We start from the raw sequence: 18744 nt of genomic DNA on the forward strand, positions 1-18744 counted from the left end.
ATGACCACCTCCCGATCCGGAGCGTCCGGAGCCGCCGGAACCGCCGGCGCGCACACCCCGGGAGCCGCCCGATGAGGGTTCTGCTGATCGGAGCCAACGGATACCTCGGTCGCTTCGTCGCCGAGCGGCTGCTCGCCGACCCGGCCGTCCAGCTCACCGCGCTCGGCCGCGGCGACGACGCCGACGTCCGTTTCGACCTCGCCACCGGCAGCCCGGGCGCCCTGACCCGCTTCCTCGACGCGGTCCACCCCGGAGTCGTGATCAACTGCGCCGGCGCCACCCGGGGCGGCGCCCGGGACCTCGTCCGGCACAACACCGTCGCCGTCGCCACCGTCTGCGAGGCGCTGCGCCGCAGCGGCTGCGGCGCCCGCCTGGTGCAGATCGGATGCAGCTCCGAGTACGGCCCGAGCCAGCCCGGGTCCTCCACCGCCGAGGACGCCGTGCCCCGCCCCGGCGGCCCGTACGGCGTCAGCAAGCTCGCCGCGACCGAACTGGTCCTCGGCTCCGGCCTGGACGCCGTCGTGCTGCGCGTCTTCTCGCCGGCCGGCCCCGGCACCCCGGCCGGTTCCCCGCTCGGCAGGCTCGCCGAGGCCATGCGGCGCGCGATGCAGTCCGGCGACGGCGAACTCAAGCTCGCCGGCCTCGGCGTCCAGCGCGACTTCATCGACGTGCGCGACGTCGCCCGCGCCGTGCACGCCGCCTCGCTCTCCGCGGCGCAGGGTGTCATCAACATCGGCTCCGGACGCGCCGTCCGCCTCCGGGACGCCGCCGCCGTCCTCGCGCGCGTGGCCGGCTACGGCGGCGCCCTGCACGAACTCGACACCCCGCCCGGCCCGCTCCGCGGCGCACTCGGCCACCCGCGCGTCGACCCCGACCACGCGGCCCCGGTCGCGTACCCGTACCCGGACGGCTGCGGCAGCTGGCAGCAGGCCGACGTGCGCACCGCGCGCGACCGGCTCGGCTGGCGGCCCCGGATCAACCTCGAGGAGTCCCTGGCGGACATCTGGATGGAGGCGGCATGCCGCATCTGACCAGCACCACGGCGGACGCCCGGAGCACCGGCGTCCGCACCGCCCTCGGCGTCCCAGGATACGCCCACCCGCTCGTCGCCCCCGCCCAGTGGGCCGAACTCGCCCGCCCCGGCACCCCGCTGGACTGGGTGGTCCTCGACGTGGCGGCGGGCCCCGGCTCCCGGCCCGACCCGCACTGCCTGGGAGCCGCGGCCCGGCTGCGCACCGCGGGCGTCCGCGTCCTCGGCCGCCTGGACCTCGTCCACGGCGCCCGGATCCCCGCCGACCTGCTCTCCGACGCCCACCGCTACCGCGACTGGTACCGCGTCGACGGCTTCCTGCTGGACCGCTGCCCCACCGAGCGCGCCCTGCTCGCGGAGGTCCGGCGCACGATCGCCACGCTCCGCTCGACCGGTGACACCGCCCACATCGTCCTCGGCCACGGCAGCCACCCGTACCCGGGCTATGCCGAGAGCGCCGACCAGCTGGTGACCTTCGCCGGCTCCTGGTCCGCCTACCGCTGGTCGCAGGTCGCCGAGTGGACCGCCGACTACCCGCCCGACCGCTTCTGCCACTTCGTGCACGGCGTTCCCCGCGGCCACCTGGACGAGGCACTGCGCATCGCCCGCTGGCAAGGAGCGGCCACGGTCTACTTCACGGACCACACGGACGGGGGCGGCCGCCTGGACCCCTGGGAGACGATGCCCGGTTACTGGGACGACATCGTCTCGCGGATCGGAACAGGTGTCTCGGAATGAAAAAGGGCGTGGCACTGTTACGAGGAGAACAACCGTAGTGATAGACCGACCAACGGAGTCCCCGTGTCGCTGCCACCCCTGGTCGAGCCAGCTCCTGAGCTCACCGTAGACGAGGTCCGCCGGTACTCCCGCCACCTGATCATCCCGGATGTCGGGATGGACGGGCAGAAGCGGCTGAAGAACGCCAAGGTGCTCTGTGTGGGCGCCGGCGGCCTGGGCTCGCCGGCGCTGATGTACCTGGCCGCCGCGGGCGTGGGCACGCTCGGCATCGTGGAGTTCGACGAGGTCGACGAGTCGAACCTGCAGCGCCAGATCATCCACAGCCAGTCCGACATCGGCCGCTCCAAGGCCGAGTCCGCGCGCGACAGCGTCAAGGGCATCAACCCGTACGTGAACGTGATCCTTCACGAGGAGCGGCTGGAAGCCGACAACGTGATGGACATCTTCAGCCAGTACGACCTGATCGTCGACGGCACGGACAACTTCGCGACCCGCTACCTGGTCAACGACGCGTGCGTGCTGCTGAACAAGCCCTACGTGTGGGGTTCGATCTACCGCTTCGACGGCCAGGCCTCCGTCTTCTGGTCCGAGCACGGCCCCTGCTACCGCTGCCTCTACCCGGAGCCCCCGCCCCCGGGCATGGTCCCCTCCTGCGCCGAGGGCGGCGTCCTGGGCGTGCTGTGTGCGTCCATCGGCTCCATCCAGGTCAACGAGGCCATCAAGCTCCTCGCCGGCATCGGCGAGCCGCTGGTCGGCCGCCTGATGATCTACGACGCCCTGGAGATGCAGTACCGCCAGGTCAAGGTCCGCAAGGACCCGGACTGCGCGGTGTGCGGCGAGAACCCGACCGTCACCGAGCTGATCGACTACGAGGCCTTCTGCGGCGTCGTCTCCGAGGAGGCCCAGGCGGCGGCGGCCGACTCCACGATCACTCCCAAGCAGCTCAAGGAGTGGATCGACGACGGCGAGAACATCGAGATCATCGACGTCCGCGAGCCGAACGAGTACGAGATCGTCTCCATCCCGGGCGCCAGGCTGATCCCGAAGAACGAGTTCCTCATGGGCACCGCCCTCCAGGGCCTCCCGCAGGACAAGAAGATCGTCCTGCATTGCAAGACGGGTGTCCGCAGTGCGGAAGTCCTCGCGGTCCTGAAGTCCGCGGGCTTCTCGGACGCGGTACACGTGGGCGGCGGCGTGATCGGCTGGGTCAACCAGATCGAACCGAGCAAGCCGGTCTACTGACCACCCTTCCGGCGGCGAGCGGAAGCGTACAAGCGAGGAAGCCCACGGCTCCGACGAGGTCGGGCCGTGGGCTTCTCGCCGTCCCGGCCGCTGCCGGCGCGGTGGTCGCCCACCTGGAGCACACCGGGATGCAGTGCGTGCACGTTTCCGTACGGTCGGTTGCAGGGCCGGGAGCTGCCCGGCCCGCACGTCGGGAGGTCCTCATGCGCCGCATCGGCTCCACACTCGCCACACTCGCCGCCGCCGGGCTGCTCGCGCTCGCCGTTCCCGGCTCGGCGCTCGCCGCCAACGGGTTCCTCGAGATCGGCGGGGCCGTGTACCCCGAACCGAGCGGCTGCTTCGAGGTCCCGCGCCTGGCGACCGTCTTCAACATGACGGACATACCCGTCCTGATCCACAACGTCCCGGGCTGCGGGGGCGGGATCGTCCAGGTCCTCCCGCCCGGGCTGGCCGTGCAGGTGCCCGGAACGCACAGCGTCTCCGTCGGCTGACCAGTGGCACGGGCAGCGAAAGTGTGACGGTTCACACCCTGTGTCCGTTGTGGGGGAATGCGCGTTGCAGGGTGTTGATCACGTCGGTTACCGTGGCGTCAACTTAACGCGCTGACCGGCGCGTTGGGGTTGACGAACGGCGCGTGACCATGGTCACGGAAGGCCGCCGGCCGGAGCGGGGCACGACCATCCCCGCGGGCCCGCGCCGTCGCTGTCGTCACGAACCGACATGAGAACAGGGGGAGTTTGATGAAGAAGCGCCTTTTGGGCAGGCTCGCGGTGGCGGTCCTCACCCCGGTGGTGATCGTCGCGGGCGCCGGGCAGGCGTTCGCCAACGGCACCGTCACCTGGAAGAACAAGCTCAACGGCAAGTGCATCGGCGTCGTCAACAACATCCCGCAGGCGGCGGCCGACTGCGACACACCGATCGCCAAGTTCACCGAGACGAAGCAGTCCGACGGGACCTGGACGCTCAAGACCAGCTACGACTACTGCCTCGACAGCAACGCCGACGGCAAGGTCTACATGCTGAAGTGCAACGGCGGCGCCCACCAGAAGTGGTACGAGATCAAGGACACGGCGGGCTGGCGGCTGCAGAACAAGGCCACCAAGCTCACTCTCGGCCAGCACGAGAGCGTCCTCTACACGGGCTTCGACGGCGGCCTCAAGGCCCAGCGCTGGAGCTGATCGCCGAAGTCACCGCCAGGTGAGTCCTGGTGCGGGGCCCCGGGTGCGACAGGCGCCCGGGGCCCCGTCCGCGTCACGAGCAGACCGTGCCGTCCTCGGGCACCGTCCCCCTCAGCAGGTAGGCGTCCACCGCCGAGTCGACGCAGTCGCTGCCGCTGCCGTACGCCCCGTGGCCCTCGCCCTTCCAGGTGAGTTCGACACCGACGCCTCTGCCCAGCTCGTCCGCCATCTTGCGGGCTCCTTCGTACGGCGTCGCCGGGTCCCCGGTGTTGCCCACCACCAGGATCGGGGCCGCGCCCGGGGCGCTGACCCGCGGGGTGTCGAACTGGCCCGGCACCGGCCAGGCATGGCACCAGCCGGCCGTGTCCCAGCCCAGGAAGTCGCCGAAGACCGGCGATATCCGCTCGAACGCCGCCAGCCGCCGCTTCGTGTCCGCGAGCGTCGGCCGCTGCCTGTCGTCCAGGCACGAGATGACCCGCTGGGAGTGGGACGTCGTACCGTAGTGTCCGGCGGAGTCCCGCTCGTCGTAGTCGTCCGCGAGCGCCAGCAACTGCGAGCCGTCGCCGTTCTCCGCCGACTCGAGGGCACTGGTCAGCCGTGGCCAGCCGGACTCGCTGTACAGCGGCAGGACGATCCCGGTGACCGCGAGCGTCTGGGTCAGCTTCCGTCCCGACGAAGTCGGCAGCGGTTCGGCGTCGAGCCGCCTCAGCAGGGCCGCAATCCTCCGCGAACCCCGTGCCGGGTCCTGGCCGGTGGACCTCAGGTAGTCGTCCAGCGCCCGCTGGAAGCCACGGGCCTGGTTCTCGGCGTGGCCCACCGTGTCCGCGGTCGGGTCGACCACCGCGTCGAGGATCAGCCGCCCCACCCGCTTGGGGAACAGGTGGGCGTAGACGCCGCCGAGTTCGGTGCCGTAGGAGATGCCGAAGTAGTGCGTCCTCGTGTCGCCGAGCACCTGGCGCATCAGGTCCATGTCGCGTGCGGTGTCGGTGGTGGACACATGGGCCAGCAGCCGGCCGGCCGCCTTGCGGCAGCCCTTGCCGAAGTCGGCGGCGTCCTGGAAGTACGCCTTCTCCTCGGCCGGGGTGTCCGGGGTGGCGTCCACGGCCTCGGCCGCCTCGATGTCCCGGTCGCCGCGGCAGCGGACGCCCCCGCTCGCGCCGACCCCGCGCGGGTCCCAGCTCACCAGGTCGTAGCGGGCGCGGAGGGAGGAGGCCGTGGCCGCGAAGTACGGCATCATCGACACCCCCGAGCCGCCCGGCCCGCCGAAGTTGAACAGCAGCGAGCCGATGCGGTCGCGCCCCGTCGCCCGGGCGCGGATCAGGGCGATGCCGATCGTCGCACCGCGCGGATCGGACCAGCTGAGCGGCACCCTGAGCGTGGAGCACCGCCAGTCGCCGCCCGGCGCGGGGGAGTCACCGGTGGCCTCGCAGCGGCGCCAGTCGAGGTGCTGGGAGGTGAGGGAGGCCGGCAGGCCGGCGCCGGCCGGTGACGCCGAGGGCCCCGGCGCCGATGCCGGCGGGGTGGCGGTGCCCGCTCCCTTGCCCTCCGGCGCGTCCCCGCCCGCCGAGCCGCCGCAGCCGGCCACCAGCAGTGCCGCGGCCACGGCGGCCGTCCATCGCAGCAGTCGCCGCATGCGCACCCCCCTCACAGGCCCTCCGCGTCGTGCCGCGCCGGGCGTGAAAGCCATGGTAGGTGCTGCGGGCCGAGCCCGTTGAGGCCTGTGGAAAACGCTCTGACCTGCGCATTTTCTCTGTGGCCGTCAGTGTGGGTCAGGTCAGCGCGGGTCAGGAGCAGACCATGCCGGGCTTCGGTACCTTCCCGTCCAGCAGGTAGCCGTTCACCGCGCTCTGCACGCACTTGTTCTTGCTGTCGTACGCGCCGTGTCCCTGGCCCTGGTACGTCAGCTGCACGCCGACACCCTCGCCGAGCGCCTCCACCATCTTCCTCGCGCCCTCGTACGGGGTGGCCGGGTCGCCGGTGTTGCCGACGACGAGGATGGGGGCGGAGCCGGGCGCGCTGACGTCGGGATGGTCGGCCGCGCCGGGCACCGCCCAGTCGGTGCAGCTGAGCATGCCCCAGGCCAGGTAGTCCCCGAACAGCGGGGATGCGGCGCGGAACTCGGGCAGCTTCCGCTCGACCTGGTCCGCGGTGTACCGCGGCTTCTCGTCGGCGCAGTTGATGGCGATGTTCGCGGCCGCGATGTTGCTGTACTCGCCGTTCTCGCCGCGGCCGTTCATCGAGTCGGACAGCAGCATGAGGATCTTGCCGTCGCCGTCGTACGCCTGCTCCAGCCCCTCGGTGAGGTACTCCCAGAAGTCCTTCGAGTACAGGGCCTGCGCGATGCCGTTGGTCGCGGCGGTCTGGGTGAGCTGGCGCGGGACGATGCCGGGGATCGGCTTCCTCTCCAGGTCCCCCAGCAGCTTCGCGATGCGGTTCTTCACGTCCTGCGGGGTGTCTCCGACCGGACACTCGGTGGTCTTCGACGTGCAGTCCTCGGCGAAGTTGTCGAGGGCGAGCTGGAAACCCCTGGCCTGTCCGAGCGCGCTCTGCTCGGGGTTCTGCGTGGGGTCCACCACGCCGTCGAGGACCGCCCGGCCGACGCGGTCGGGGAACAGGTGGGCGTAGACGCCGCCGAGTTCGGTGCCGTAGGAGATGCCGAAGTAGTGCAGCTTGTCGTCACCGAGGAGCCGGCGCATCAGATCCATGTCACGGGCCGCGTCCGTGGTGCGCACGTGCGGCAGGACCTGTTCGGAGTTCTTCTCGCAGGCCGCGTTGAACCCCTTGGTGCGCTTCAGCAGATCGGTGCGCTCGGCGCCGTCGTCGGGGGTCGCGTCCTGCTGGAAGAACGCGTCCAGCTGTGAGTCGCTCAGGCATTTCACCGGTTCGCTGCGGCCGACCCCGCGCGGGTCGAAGCTGACCAGGTCGTAGCGGGTGCGCAGGGCGGCGTAGTCCCCGGCGAAGGCGGGCAGTGTGGAGACTCCGCTGCCGCCGGGGCCGCCGAAGTTGAACACGAGCGAGCCGATCCGCTCGCTCGCGGGCCCGCTCGCCCTGGCCCGGATCAGGGCGATGTCGATGGTGTCCCCCTTGGGCCTGGCCCAGTCCAGGGGCGCCTTCATGGTGGCGCAACTCCACTTGGCCCCGTTCGGCAGCGGGGACGGCGCGCTGCCGCCGCCCTCCGCCTCGGACGGGGCCGGGCAGTCGCTCCACTCCAGCTTCTGCGCCGTGACGTCCACGTGCTCGGCGCTCTGTCCGCATCCGGCGAGCAGGGCGGTCAGCAGCACGGTGGTGGTGGTCAGGGCGGCGGCGCGCAGCCGGGAGGGGTTCGCCATGCCTCCATCCTGGGGGCGCGCGGACCGGGGCGCGCGCGGGGCGCGGGCCGTACGAGGTATGCCCTGGCGCACCGCGCCGCCGCGACTACAGAGCGCCCTTGCGGGTCAGGTGGTTGAAGGCCAGCCAGCCCGGCAGCACCGGCAGCCACAGGGTCAGCAGCCGGAACAGCAGCACGGCCGGGGCGGCGACCTCCTTGGGCAGCCCGAACGCGATCAGGCCGAGTGTGAGGCTCGCCTCCACCGCGCCCACGCCGCCCGGGGTCGGCGCCGCGGAGCCCAGCGCGTTGCCGGCGAGGAAGACGACCGCGACGCTGGCGATGCTCAGCGAGGCCGAACCGTCGCCGAACGCCCGGACGGAGGCGTCCAGGCACATCACGAAGCAGGCGGTCAGCAGGAGCATGCCGCCGATGCCGGTGACGAGCTTCTGCGGCCGCTGGAGCACGTCGAGCATGCGCGGGACGACACCGGCGAACAGCGACCGCACGCGCGTGACGACGAACTTCCGCAGGAACGGCACCGAGGTCACCACGAGCACCAGTACCGCCACCGTCAGCAGACCCGCGATGACCGTGCGGGACGGCGACAGGGACGGGGTCTTCTCCGTGCCGGTCAGATAGCCGAAGGACAGCAGCATCAGGATGTGGCAGCCGAGCCCGAACAGCTGCGAGGCGCCGACGCTCGCCACCGCGAGCCCGGGGCGGACGCCGGTGCGCTGCAGGAAGCGGGTGTTGAGGGCCACACCGCCGACGGCGGCCGGTGCCACGATCTTCACGAACGATCCGGCCACCTGCGCCGCCACCGTCCTCGGGAACGGGACCCTTTCCGGCACGAACCCCAGCAGGGCCATCGCCGCGGCGAAGTAGCTGAGCGCCGAGAACAGCACCGCCGCGGCCACCCAGCCCCACTGGGCCTGCGCGAACAGCGTGCCGAACTCGATGTGGGTGAGCTGGGTCAGCAGGTAGTACGCGCCGATCGCACCCGCGATGAAGCTGATGAGGGTACGCGGCCGCACCCGCTCCAGCCGGGCCGGCTCCACCGGGGCCTCGGGCCGCATCCGCAGCACCTCGTGCCGGATCTGCGTGAGCAGGTCCTCCTCACGTGCCTCTTCGAGGGCTTCGTCGATGGCCCGCCGCTCCGCGCGCTGCTCGGCGCGGACCGCCTTCTTGTCCGGCTTCTCCGGGACGGGCCCGGCCGGCTCCGGTGTCTCCTCCGCACGGGCCGCCTTGGCCTGCCGGGACGCCTCCAGCACCGCCTCGCGCTCGCGCTGCGCACGTTCCCGGGCCAGCCTGCGCAGCGTCGCGCGCGTGGAGCGCGTCAGCGCGATCGGCTGGAGCATCGGCAGGCAGCCGGCGACCGCGTCCGGGCCCATGACGCCGACCGCCGAGGACACGGCGCGTTCGGCGCCGACCCGCAGGGCGAGGGTGGTGACCAGCTGGGCGACGTCCATGCGCAGCAGCAGTTCGCCGGCCGCGATCTCGCCACCGCGCAGCTCGGTGAGGATCACCCTGCCGGAACGATCCACCAGGATCGCGTCGCCGGCCAGCCTGCGGTGCGCGATGCGCCGCGACTGCAGGGCCCGCACCTGGTGCCAGGTGTTGCGCAGCAGTTCGTCGGTGATCTCCTCGTCGGCCAGCGAGTCCAGCGTGCGCCCGCCGGTGTGCTCGTAGACCAGCATGACCGCGTCGGGGCCGAGCTCGGAGGTGGCGATCAGCTTGGGCGCGTTGGCGCCGGCCGCGATCGCCGCGTACGCGAGCAGGGCCTCCTGCTCCAGCGCCTGGCGCAGCGACTGGAGGCTGGAGCGGGTGGCGAAGCCGCGCAGGGTGAGATTGCGCCACGCGCGGTAGAAGAAGCCCTGCGCCTGCTGCTCCCGGTCGACGACCGTGACGTCCAGCGGCGGGCCGTCCTCCAGGGTGACGAAATAGCGCCGGCCGCGGTCGCCGGTCTCGGACTCGGAGACCTCCTCGCGGGCCGCGCTGACGGGGTGGAAGCCGACGTGCCGCAGGCCCGCCATCAGGGTCTGCCCGGTCGGGCGGACGTTGGGGGAGCCGACCGCGTACAGGGTGCCGTAGGCGACGGTCCAGCCGATGAGCACCGTCAGGATGATCGAGAAGGGAGTCGTGTAGCCGGTGACGAGCATCGAGAACGCGTCGAGCAGCAGCACGATCCACAGCACCGCGCGCCATCTGGGCCGGCGGGACATGCCGACGGCGGTCATGTAGGCGATGACCGGCGCCAGGTAGCCGTGCACGGGGTCGGTCAGGGCGTGGACGTCGCCCGGTGAGGGCTGGGTGAGCGCCTCCTGGATCGACCCGGGGGCGGCGCGCGCGACCCACAGGTCGGTGGCGAGGGTCACTCCGTGCGCGAGGACGGCCGCGAGGACGCCGTCGGCGATGCGCAGCCCGTCCCGCTTGATCAGCCGCTCGATCGCGAAGGCGACCGGGACCAGGAGGATCGCGATGCTGGACGCCAGCCCGGCGATCTTGATGAGCAGGTCCGGGGCCTGTCCGGTGCCCTTGTTGATGTCCTGTTCGAGCCCCGAGGTGGTGCCGTGCGCGAACGCGGCGATCGCGAGCAGCACGGCGACGGCGAGCACGCCCACCAGCAGCCGCATGAGGTCGGAAGGGCGGTGCACGCGCGCGGGGAGCAGCGGCTCGTCGCCCTCGACCGCCTCGGCGTGGGGGTCGCCCCCGGCGTCCGCACGGAGGTCGTCAGGCGGGTTCTCCGGCACGTGCGCCCCCTCGCCTGTGTTGTTGTCGTCCTTCCCACGCGTGCGCGTGGGATCGTCCTCGGGTGGACCGGCCTCTTCCCGGTGCGGGCCCAGGTCATCCCTGCCCGCTTGGTGAGCGGTGCCGGGGCGCGCGGCGGCGCCAGGGGTGCCCGCCGCGCCGTCGGGGTGCACGCCCTGCTGTTTCATGATCTCTTCTTGGTCTCGTATCACCGGTCACCGCCCGCACGATGGTGGCATGTCCCACCGGCGCACGCGGGCATCAGGGTCAGGATGCGCGGGCGCACAGTCTGCCGGAAGCTCCGCCCGCAGGCGAGGGGAGCGATGCGCACCGGCCACGGCGCGATGTCGGTGGGGTGCGGCAGGATGGGGCGAATGAGCGACCACAGGCCAGCCGAGGACACCCGCGAGGAGTACGCGGACGCGCTGCCGGAGTACGCCGAGCGGGTCCTCGACGTCGCCGAGCGGGTTCCGCCGGGGCGGGTCATGACGTACGGCGACGTGGCGGAGTGGCTCGAGGAGGGGGGACCGCGCCAGGTCGGCCGGGTGATGGCCCTCTACGGCGGCCCCGTGCCGTGGTGGCGCGTCGTGCGCGCCGACGGGGTGCTGCTGCCGGGGCACGAGCTGCGCGCGCTCGCCCACTACCGGGCGGAGGGCACTCCGCTGAGGGAGGCGGGCAGGAGCACCGAGGGCCACCTGCCGCGGCTCGACATGCGGCGGGCCCGGTGGGACGGCGTCGCGCGTGCGGAGGGTCACACCTGACAGCTTCGGCCATCGGACGCCACCGGCAAGGGCCTGTGGCCCGGAAGGGGGACACGGGGGACGTCCGTGGCATGACGTACGTTCGTGAGTTGTACGCACGTGGCCCGAGTGCCACGGGGGAAGGAGCGGAAGCACCGCTTCCGCCCCGGGCGGCGGCGTAGCGTCGACTGCGCGCGTCACCCTCATCCCGCGGCCACCGTCCCGTACGCGTGACCGACGCCCCGCCAGCACGACCACCAGGACCGGCCAACCACGTGAGCTCCTCCCCCTCCACCAGGCGCCTGCCGCACCCCCAGGTGCGGCAGGGGAGCCGTGGCGCTTACCGACTGGTTCGTACCCCGCCGGCCACAGTGGATCCCCCTCCTTTGGACGCGGCTCAGCGCGCCGTGGTTGATCACCGGTCCGGACCGCTGCTCGTCCTCGCGGGCCCGGGCACCGGCAAGACCACCACCCTGGTCGAGTCCGTGGCCGCGCGGATCGCCCGCGGCGGCGACCCGGAGCGGATCCTGGTGCTGACGTTCAGCCGCAAGGCAGCCGTCGACCTGCGCGACCGTATGGCGCTGCGCATCGGCGCCGCCCGTGCCCCCCGCGCGACCACCTTCCACTCCTACTGCTACGCGCTCGTGCGCGCCCACCAGGACAGCGGCCTGTTCGCCGAGCCGCTGCGCCTGCTCTCCGGCCCCGAGCAGGACGTCGCCGTCCGGGAGCTGCTCGCCGGCCAGCCCGAGCTGGAGCGGCTCGGACTGGCCCATGTGCGCTGGCCGGACGAGCTGCGCGCCTGCCTGACCACGCGTGGGTTCGCCGACGAGGTCCGCGCGGTCCTCGCCCGCAGCCGCGAACTCGGCCTCAGCCCCGGCGCCCTGGACGCCTTCGCCCGCCGCATCGGCCGCCCCGACTGGCGGGCGGCCGCCGCGTTCCTCGCCGAATACCTCGACGTACTCGACCTGCAGGGCGTGATCGACTACGCGGAACTGGTCCACCGCGCGGTCCTGCTCGCCGGCCGGCCCGACACCGCCGCGCGCCTGGCCGCCCGGTACGACGCGGTGTACGTCGACGAGTACCAGGACACCGACCCCGCCCAGGTACGGCTCCTGCGGGCACTGGCCGGCGGCGGGCGCACCCTGGTCGCCCTCGGGGACCCCGACCAGTCGATCTACGCCTTCCGGGGCGCCGACGTGAACGGCATCCTCGACTTCCCGGAGGCCTTCCGGCGCGCGGACGGCCGCCCGGCCGCCGTCCAGGTGCTGCGCACCTCCCGCCGCTCCGGCGCCGCCCTGCTGGCCGCCACCCGCCTGATCACCCAGCGCATGCCGCTGCCCCGGCTGCCCGCCGAGAAGGTGCGCGCCCACCGCGGGCCGGCCGCCGTACGGGACGGCGGCCGCGCCGAGGTCTACACCTACCCGACGCCCGGCACGGAACTGGACAACATCGCGGACATCCTGCGCCGCGCCCACCTCGAGGACGGCGTCCCCTGGAGCGACATGGCCGTCCTGGTCCGTGCCGGGGCCCGCACCCTGCCGACCCTCCGCCGGGCCCTCACCGCGGCCGGCGTCCCGCTGGACATCGACGGCGACGACCTGCCCCTGCGGCACGAGCCTGCGGTCGCACCGCTGCTGGCGGCCCTGCGCGCGGTGGCGACGGCGGAGGCACGCCACCGCGAGGAAGGCCCGACCGCCTTCCCGGCCCGGAGGCAGCCACCGACCGGAGAGACGGCTCCTGCGGCGGCTCCCGCCGGCGACGTGGCTCAGGGGGCGCCATCCGCCGACGCCGCTCACCGGGAGGTTCCGGGCGGAAACGCCACTCCCGGGGGCACTCCCGCCGCGGACGCCACCACGGAAACCCCGGCCGGGGGCGCCGCTTCTGAGGACGGCTCCGTCGGAAACGTCCCTGCCGAGGACGCCGGTGCTGGGGACGCCGTCGCCGGGGACGCCGGGCTTCGGGAAGCTGCTCTCGGGGAGGCTCCCACCGGGGACGCCGGTCCTGAGGACGCCGTTGCCGGGGAAGCTCCCGCCGGGGAAGCCGTCGCGGACGGCAGCTGCTGGCTCGACACCGAGACCGCCCTCACCCTGCTCGGCTCCCCCCTCGCCGGGATGGACGCCGCGGACCTGCGCCGCCTCGGGCGTGCCCTGCGAGAGGAGGAGCGGGCCGCGGGGAACCCGCTGCCGCCCCCCTCCGACGACCTCCTCGCGCGGGCCCTCGCCGAGCCCGAGCGCCTGGCCGTGCACGACCCGGCGTACGCGCGCGGAGCGCAGCGCCTCGGCGCGCTGCTCCGCAAGGCCCGCGAACGTCTCGCGGGCGGCGGCACGGCCGAGGAGGCGCTGTGGGACCTGTGGCAGGGCACCCCGTGGCCCACCCGTCTGGAGCGGGCCGCCCGCCGCGGCGGCGCGGCCGGCCGCAACGCCGACCGCGACCTGGACGCCGTGTGCGCGCTGTTCGCCACCGCCGCACGCGCGGAGGAACGCACCGGAGGCCGCGGCGCCCTGAACTTCCTCGCCGGCATCGAGGCCGAGGACATCGCCGCCGACACGCTCACCCGCCGCGCGGTACGCCCCGACGCCGTCCGCCTGATGACCGCGCACCGCTCCAAGGGACTGGAGTGGCGGCTGGTGGTCGTCGCCGGCGTCCAGGAGGGGCTGTGGCCCGACCTGCGCCGCCGGGGCTCGCTGCTGGAGGCCGACCGCATCGGCCGCGACGGACTCGCCGAACCCCTCACCCCGGGCGCGCTCCTCGCCGAGGAGCGCCGCCTGTTCTACGTGGCCGCCACGCGCGCGCGTGAACGCCTGGTCGTCACCGCGGTCAAGGCACCGGCCGACGACGGCGACCAGCCCTCCCGGTTCCTGACCGAACTCGGCGTCGAGCCCAAGGACGTCACCGGGCGCCCCCGCCGCCCCCTGTCGGTACCCGCGCTCGTCGCCGAGCTGCGCGCCACCACGGTCGACCCGCGCGCGTCCGCCGCCCTGCGGGAGGCCGCCGCCCGCCGTCTGGCCCGGCTGGCCGCGCTCACCGACGAGGACGGCCGCCCGCTGGTGCCGTCCGCGCACCCCTACCGCTGGTGGGGCATGTTCGAGCCGACCGAGAGCAAGGTGCCGCTGCGCCACCGGGACCAGCCCGTGGTGCTCTCCGGCAGCGCCCTCGACCAGCTCGCCAACACCTGTGCGCTGCAGTGGTTCCTGGGCCGCGAGGTGAAGGCCGACGCGCCCGCCACCACCGCGCAGGGCTTCGGCAACGTCGTCCACGCCCTCGCCGACGAGGTCGCCTCCGGCCGGACCCCGGCCGACCTCGACGTCCTCATGGAACGTCTGGACTCGGTGTGGAACGCGCTCGCCTTCGACGCGCCCTGGAAGTCGCAGCAGGAGAAGGACAACGCGCGCGCGGCACTCGAACGCTTCCTCAACTGGCACGTACTGGACCGCACCGGCCGCACACCGGTGGCCAGCGAGCAGGACTTCGACGTCACCCTCGAAGCGGGCGACTACGCGGTCCGCGTCCGCGGCCAGATGGACCGGGTGGAGACGGACGGCGAGGGCAGGGCCTACGTGGTCGACTTCAAGACCGGCAAACAGGCGCCGAGCGCCGCCGAGGTGGGCCGCCACCCCCAGCTCGCCGTCTACCAGCTCGCCGTCCGGGAGGGCGCCGCCGACGCGGCCTTCGACGGCGCACGCCCCGAACCCGGCGGCGCCGAACTGGTGCACCTCAGACAGGGCGCCGCCCGGCGCGACGGCGGTGACAGCCTGCCCAAGGTGCAGTCGCAGGAGCCTTTGACGGGGGAGTGGGTCGGCGAGCTGCTGGCCACCGCCGCGGGAAAGGTCCTCGACGAGCGGTTCACACCGAGCACCGGCCAGCACTGCACGCACTGCGCGTTCCGCGCCTCGTGCAGCGCCCGGCCCGAGGGACGCCACGTGGTCGAGTGACGCGCGGCGGAGGCGGCGACGAGCAGGGCCGCGCGGGGGTGACGTACGGCACCATAGGCGCTGACCTGCGGCTTTTCCCTATCTGCCGGTCGATCCGTCAGCGAGTGTCAGTGGCCGCCGCTAGCCTTTTCCGACATGCCCGCCCGTATCACCGACCCCGAGCAGCTCAAGGAGCTCCTCGGCATCCCGTTCACCCCGGAGCAGACGGCCTGCATCACCGCGCCGCCCGCCCCGCAGGTGATCGTGGCCGGAGCCGGATCGGGGAAGACCACCGTGATGGCGGCCCGCGTGGTCTGGCTGGTCGGCACCGGGCAGGTCGCGCCCGAACAGGTCCTCGGCCTGACCTTCACCAACAAGGCCGCCGGCGAGCTGGCCGAGCGCGTCCGCAAGGCCCTGATCAGGGCCGGGATCAGCGACCCCGACGTCATCGACCCGGACGACCCACCGGGTGAGCCGGTCATCTCGACGTACCACGCCTTCGCCGGACGCCTGCTGACCGACCACGGCCTCAGGCTCGGCCTGGAACCCACCTCACGCCTGCTGGCGGACGCGACCCGCTACCAGCTCGCCGCGCGCGTGCTGCGCGAGGCACCCGGCCCCTACCCGGCGCTCACCCGCTCCTTCGCCGACCTCGTCAGCGACCTGCTCGCCCTCGACTCCGAGCTCGCCGAGCACCTCGTCGACCCCGAGGAGCTGCGCGCCTGGGACGCCGGTCTGCTGCGCACCCTGGAGAGCGCCAGGCTCTCCAACGCCGACCTGCGCAAGGTCCCCGAGACGGCAGCGGCCCGCCGGGAACTCGCCGAACTCGTCCGGCGCTACCGGACCGCCAAACGCGAGCGGGACCTGCTCGACTTCGGCGACCAGATCGCCCTGTCCGCCCGCCTCGCCGGCGTCCCCGAGGTGGGCCGCCTGCTGCGCGAGGAGTTCCGCGTGGTGCTTCTGGACGAGTACCAGGACACCTCCGTGGCCCAGCGCGTCCTGCTGGCGGGACTGTTCGGCGGCGGCACCGGCCATCCGGTGACCGCCGTGGGCGACCCCTGCCAGGCCATCTACGGCTGGCGCGGTGCCTCCGTGGCCAACCTGGACGACTTCCCCGCGCACTTCTCCCACGCCGACGGCCGGCCCGCCACCCGGCAGGCGCTCAGCGAGAACCGCCGCAGCGGCGGCCGTCTCCTCGACCTCGCCAACGGCCTGGCCGAGCCCCTGCGCGCCATGCACGCGGGCGTGGAGGCACTGCGCCCCGCCCCCGGCGCCGAACGCGACGGCGTGGTCCGCTGCGCCCTGCTGCCCACCCACGCCGAGGAGATCGACTGGATCGCCGACTCCCTCGCCCATCTCGTCCGCACCGGCACCGCCCCCGGCGAGATCGCCGTACTGTGCCGCACCGCGACCGACTTCGGGGAGATCCAGAGTGCTCTGGTGGCCCGCGACATCCCCGTGGAGGTGGTCGGCCTGTCCGGGCTGCTGCACCTGCCGGAGATCGCCGACCTCGTCGCCGTCTGCGAGGTCCTGCAGGACCCCGGCGCCAACGCGTCCCTGGTGCGCCTGCTGACCGGACCGCGCTGGCGCATCGGACCCCGCGACCTCGCCCTGCTCGGCCGCCGCGCCCGGCTGCTGGTCGCCCACGCGCGTGTGGACGACGACGGCGACCCGGACCGGCGGCTCGCCGCGGCCGTCGAGGGAACCGACCCCTCCGAGGTGATATCGCTCGCGGACGCCCTCGACACCTTCCTGGAGACGCCGTGGGAGGGTGACTTCGCAGCGAGTGCCGACGACGGCCTGCCGTTCTCACCCGACGCGCGGGTGCGCTTCGCCCGCCTCGCCGCCGAACTGCGCGACCTTCGCCGCTCCCTGGCCGACCCGCTGATGGACGTGCTGCACCGGGTTCTCGCCGTCACCGGCCTGGAGGTTGAGCTGTCGGCGTCCCCGCACGCCCTGGCCGCCCGCCGCCGCGAGACCCTGTCCAACTTCCTCGACGTCGCCGCGTCCTTCGCGGCGGGCGACGGCGAGGCCACGCTGCTCGCCTTCCTCGGTTTCCTGCGCACCGCCGCGCAGTACGAGAAGGGTCTGGACAACGCCCTGCCCGGCGGCGAGAACACCGTCAAGGTGCTCACCGCCCACAAGTCCAAGGGCCTCGAGTGGGACGTCGTCGCCGTGCCCGGCCTGGTCAACGGCACCTTCCCCAGCGCCCAGGGCCGCGAGAAGTGGACCGCGCAGGCCAAGGTGGTGCCGCACGCCCTGCGCGGCGACACCGACACGCTGCCCGACGTCGGCTCGTGGGACTCACGCGGCATGAAGGCCTTCCACGAGGCCATGAAGGACCACCAGCACACCGAGGAGCTCCGTCTCGGCTACGTCACCTTCACCCGTCCCCGCTCCCTGCTGCTCGGCTCCGGTCACTGGTGGGGGCCCAGCCAGAAGAAGCCGCGCGGCCCCTCCGGCTTCCTCCAGGCCCTGCACGACCACTGCGCCGCCGGCCACGGCGAGATCGAGGCGTGGGTGGACCGGCCCGCCGAGGACGCGGAGAACCCGGCCCTGCACACGGCCACCGCGGACCAGGTGTGGCCGCTCCCGCTGGACGAGGCCGCCCTGGCCCGCCGCCGCGAGGCCGCCGACACCGTCCTCGCCCACCTCGAAGCCCTCGCCGCCCCGGGCGGCGAGCGCCCGCCGGCCGACCATGCCCCCGCCGCCTTCGACGACCCGGACTGGCCCACGCCACCCGACGACGACCTCCCCGGCGACCCGTACGGCGACGCGCCGTACGACGGGTACTTCCCGCACGACGAGCACCTCCCTCACGAAGAGGACTTCCCCTACGACGAGGACACCGAGGGCTTCCCGTACGACGACGCCTTCGGTGCGGAGCCGCCGCACGACACCGACGCGCCCTCACCGGACGAGCCGGACGAGCCGGACGAGCCCAAGGACCCGGCCGACCGGGAAGACCCCGCCGACCGCGACGCCCGGCACGCACGCCGGCCGACGGTCCCCCGTCAGGCGCCCCCGCCGCGGGACCGCCCCGGACGGCCCGTCGAGCCGCGACCGCACACGTCCCTCACCCCCGAGGAAGCCCGCGCGATCGCCTCCTGGGACCGCGACCTCGACGCGCTCGCCGGAGAGCTGCTGCGCGCCCGGCAGACCGTCACGGACGTCCCCCTGCCCGTCACCCTGACCGCTTCCCAGCTGCTGCGGCTGGCCGAGGACCCGGACGGGCTCGCACAGGAACTCGCGCGCCCCATGCCGCGCCCCCCGCAACCGGCCGCGCGCCGAGGCACCCGGTTCCACGCCTGGGTGGAAGCCCGCTTCGAGGAACTGACCCTGCCCCTGCTCGAACCGGAGGAGCTGCCCGGCGGCGACGCGGAGATCGCCGACGAACGCGACCTGGAAGCCCTCAAGGAGGCCTTCGAACGCACCGAGTACGCCCGGCGCACCCCCTACCGGGTGGAGGCACCCTTCCAGCTCGACCTGGCCGGCCGCGTCGTCCGGGGCCGCATCGACGCCGTCTACCGCGACGGCGACGGCGCCGGGGCCACGTACGAGATCGTCGACTGGAAGACCGGCCGCGGCGCCGCGGACCCGCTCCAGCTGGCCGTCTACCGGCTGGCCTGGGCCGAGCAGCAGGGCGTGCCGCCCGAGTCCGTCACCGCGGCCTTCCTGTACGTGCGCACCGGCGAGGTGGTGCGCCCCGCGGGCCTGCCGGACCGGGCCGCGCTGGAGCGGCTGCTCACGGGCGAGCCTGGGGCGGCGCGGGAGGCGGCCCGGGAGTGACGTGGCAAAGGCGGTCCGTGGGCGACTGCCAGGGGTGGCGGGAGTGACATGGCAGACCACG

At 73.5% G+C, this 18744-nt stretch carries 11 protein-coding genes; 8 read left to right on the plus strand and 3 right to left on the minus strand.

Annotated features, from left to right (window positions below):
- The first annotated feature begins 71 nt into the window (after nt 1-71).
- The 5 genes from IE177_RS02840 to IE177_RS02860 all read left to right on the plus strand — a co-directional run bounded on the left by IE177_RS02840 (nt 72) and on the right by IE177_RS02860 (nt 4188).
- Nucleotides 72-1031, plus strand: coding sequence for an NAD-dependent epimerase/dehydratase family protein (locus IE177_RS02840; RefSeq protein ID WP_190013079.1), 960 nt, complete (start codon nt 72-74; stop codon nt 1029-1031).
- Nucleotides 1019-1768: a spherulation-specific family 4 protein gene (locus IE177_RS02845; protein WP_190013080.1), complete on the plus strand. Its 750-nt coding sequence runs from the start codon at nt 1019-1021 to the stop codon at nt 1766-1768. Before IE177_RS02840 ends, IE177_RS02845 begins: the two co-directional genes overlap by 13 nt.
- 63 nt (nt 1769-1831) lie before the next feature.
- Nucleotides 1832-3010 (plus strand): adenylyltransferase/sulfurtransferase MoeZ, encoded by a 1179-nt coding sequence (gene moeZ, locus IE177_RS02850; RefSeq protein WP_190013081.1) that lies wholly within the window; start codon nt 1832-1834, stop codon nt 3008-3010.
- 203 nt (nt 3011-3213) lie between these two features.
- Entirely contained in the window at nt 3214-3501 is a 288-nt protein-coding gene (locus tag IE177_RS02855) for a hypothetical protein (protein WP_190013082.1), read from the plus strand.
- Nucleotides 3502-3750: 249 nt separating this feature from the next.
- Nucleotides 3751-4188, plus strand: coding sequence for an RICIN domain-containing protein (locus IE177_RS02860; RefSeq protein WP_190013083.1), 438 nt, complete (start codon nt 3751-3753; stop codon nt 4186-4188).
- 73 nt (nt 4189-4261) lie between these two features.
- Here IE177_RS02860 and IE177_RS02865 read toward each other — a convergent pair whose 3' ends face one another.
- The 3 genes from IE177_RS02865 to IE177_RS02875 form a co-directional block, all read right to left on the minus strand.
- Complete coding sequence (locus tag IE177_RS02865) at nt 4262-5821, minus strand: alpha/beta hydrolase (RefSeq protein WP_190013084.1); 1560 nt, start codon at nt 5819-5821, stop codon at nt 4262-4264.
- A gap of 151 nt (nt 5822-5972) precedes the next feature.
- Nucleotides 5973-7517: an alpha/beta hydrolase gene (locus IE177_RS02870; protein ID WP_190013085.1), complete on the minus strand. Its 1545-nt coding sequence runs from the start codon at nt 7515-7517 to the stop codon at nt 5973-5975.
- Nucleotides 7518-7602: 85 nt separating this feature from the next.
- Nucleotides 7603-10431: a lysylphosphatidylglycerol synthase domain-containing protein gene (locus IE177_RS02875; protein ID WP_190013086.1), complete on the minus strand. Its 2829-nt coding sequence runs from the start codon at nt 10429-10431 to the stop codon at nt 7603-7605.
- A gap of 186 nt (nt 10432-10617) precedes the next feature.
- Here IE177_RS02875 and IE177_RS02880 point away from each other — a divergent pair, with 186 nt between their 5' ends.
- From IE177_RS02880 to IE177_RS02890, 3 genes are all read left to right on the plus strand, one after another.
- Nucleotides 10618-11004, plus strand: a complete 387-nt coding sequence (locus tag IE177_RS02880; protein WP_229815864.1) for an MGMT family protein — start codon at nt 10618-10620, stop codon at nt 11002-11004.
- A 254-nt stretch (nt 11005-11258) separates the two neighbouring features.
- On the plus strand, nt 11259-14915 hold the full coding sequence (locus tag IE177_RS02885) for a UvrD-helicase domain-containing protein (RefSeq protein ID WP_190013088.1): 3657 nt from the start codon (nt 11259-11261) through the stop codon (nt 14913-14915).
- A 135-nt stretch (nt 14916-15050) separates the two neighbouring features.
- Nucleotides 15051-18683: an ATP-dependent helicase gene (locus IE177_RS02890; RefSeq protein WP_190013089.1), complete on the plus strand. Its 3633-nt coding sequence runs from the start codon at nt 15051-15053 to the stop codon at nt 18681-18683.
- Nucleotides 18684-18744 lie beyond the last annotated feature (61 nt).

The sequence above is a fragment of the Streptomyces lucensis JCM 4490 genome (genome assembly GCF_014650035.1).
Taxonomy (GTDB): domain Bacteria; phylum Actinomycetota; class Actinomycetes; order Streptomycetales; family Streptomycetaceae; genus Streptomyces; species Streptomyces lucensis.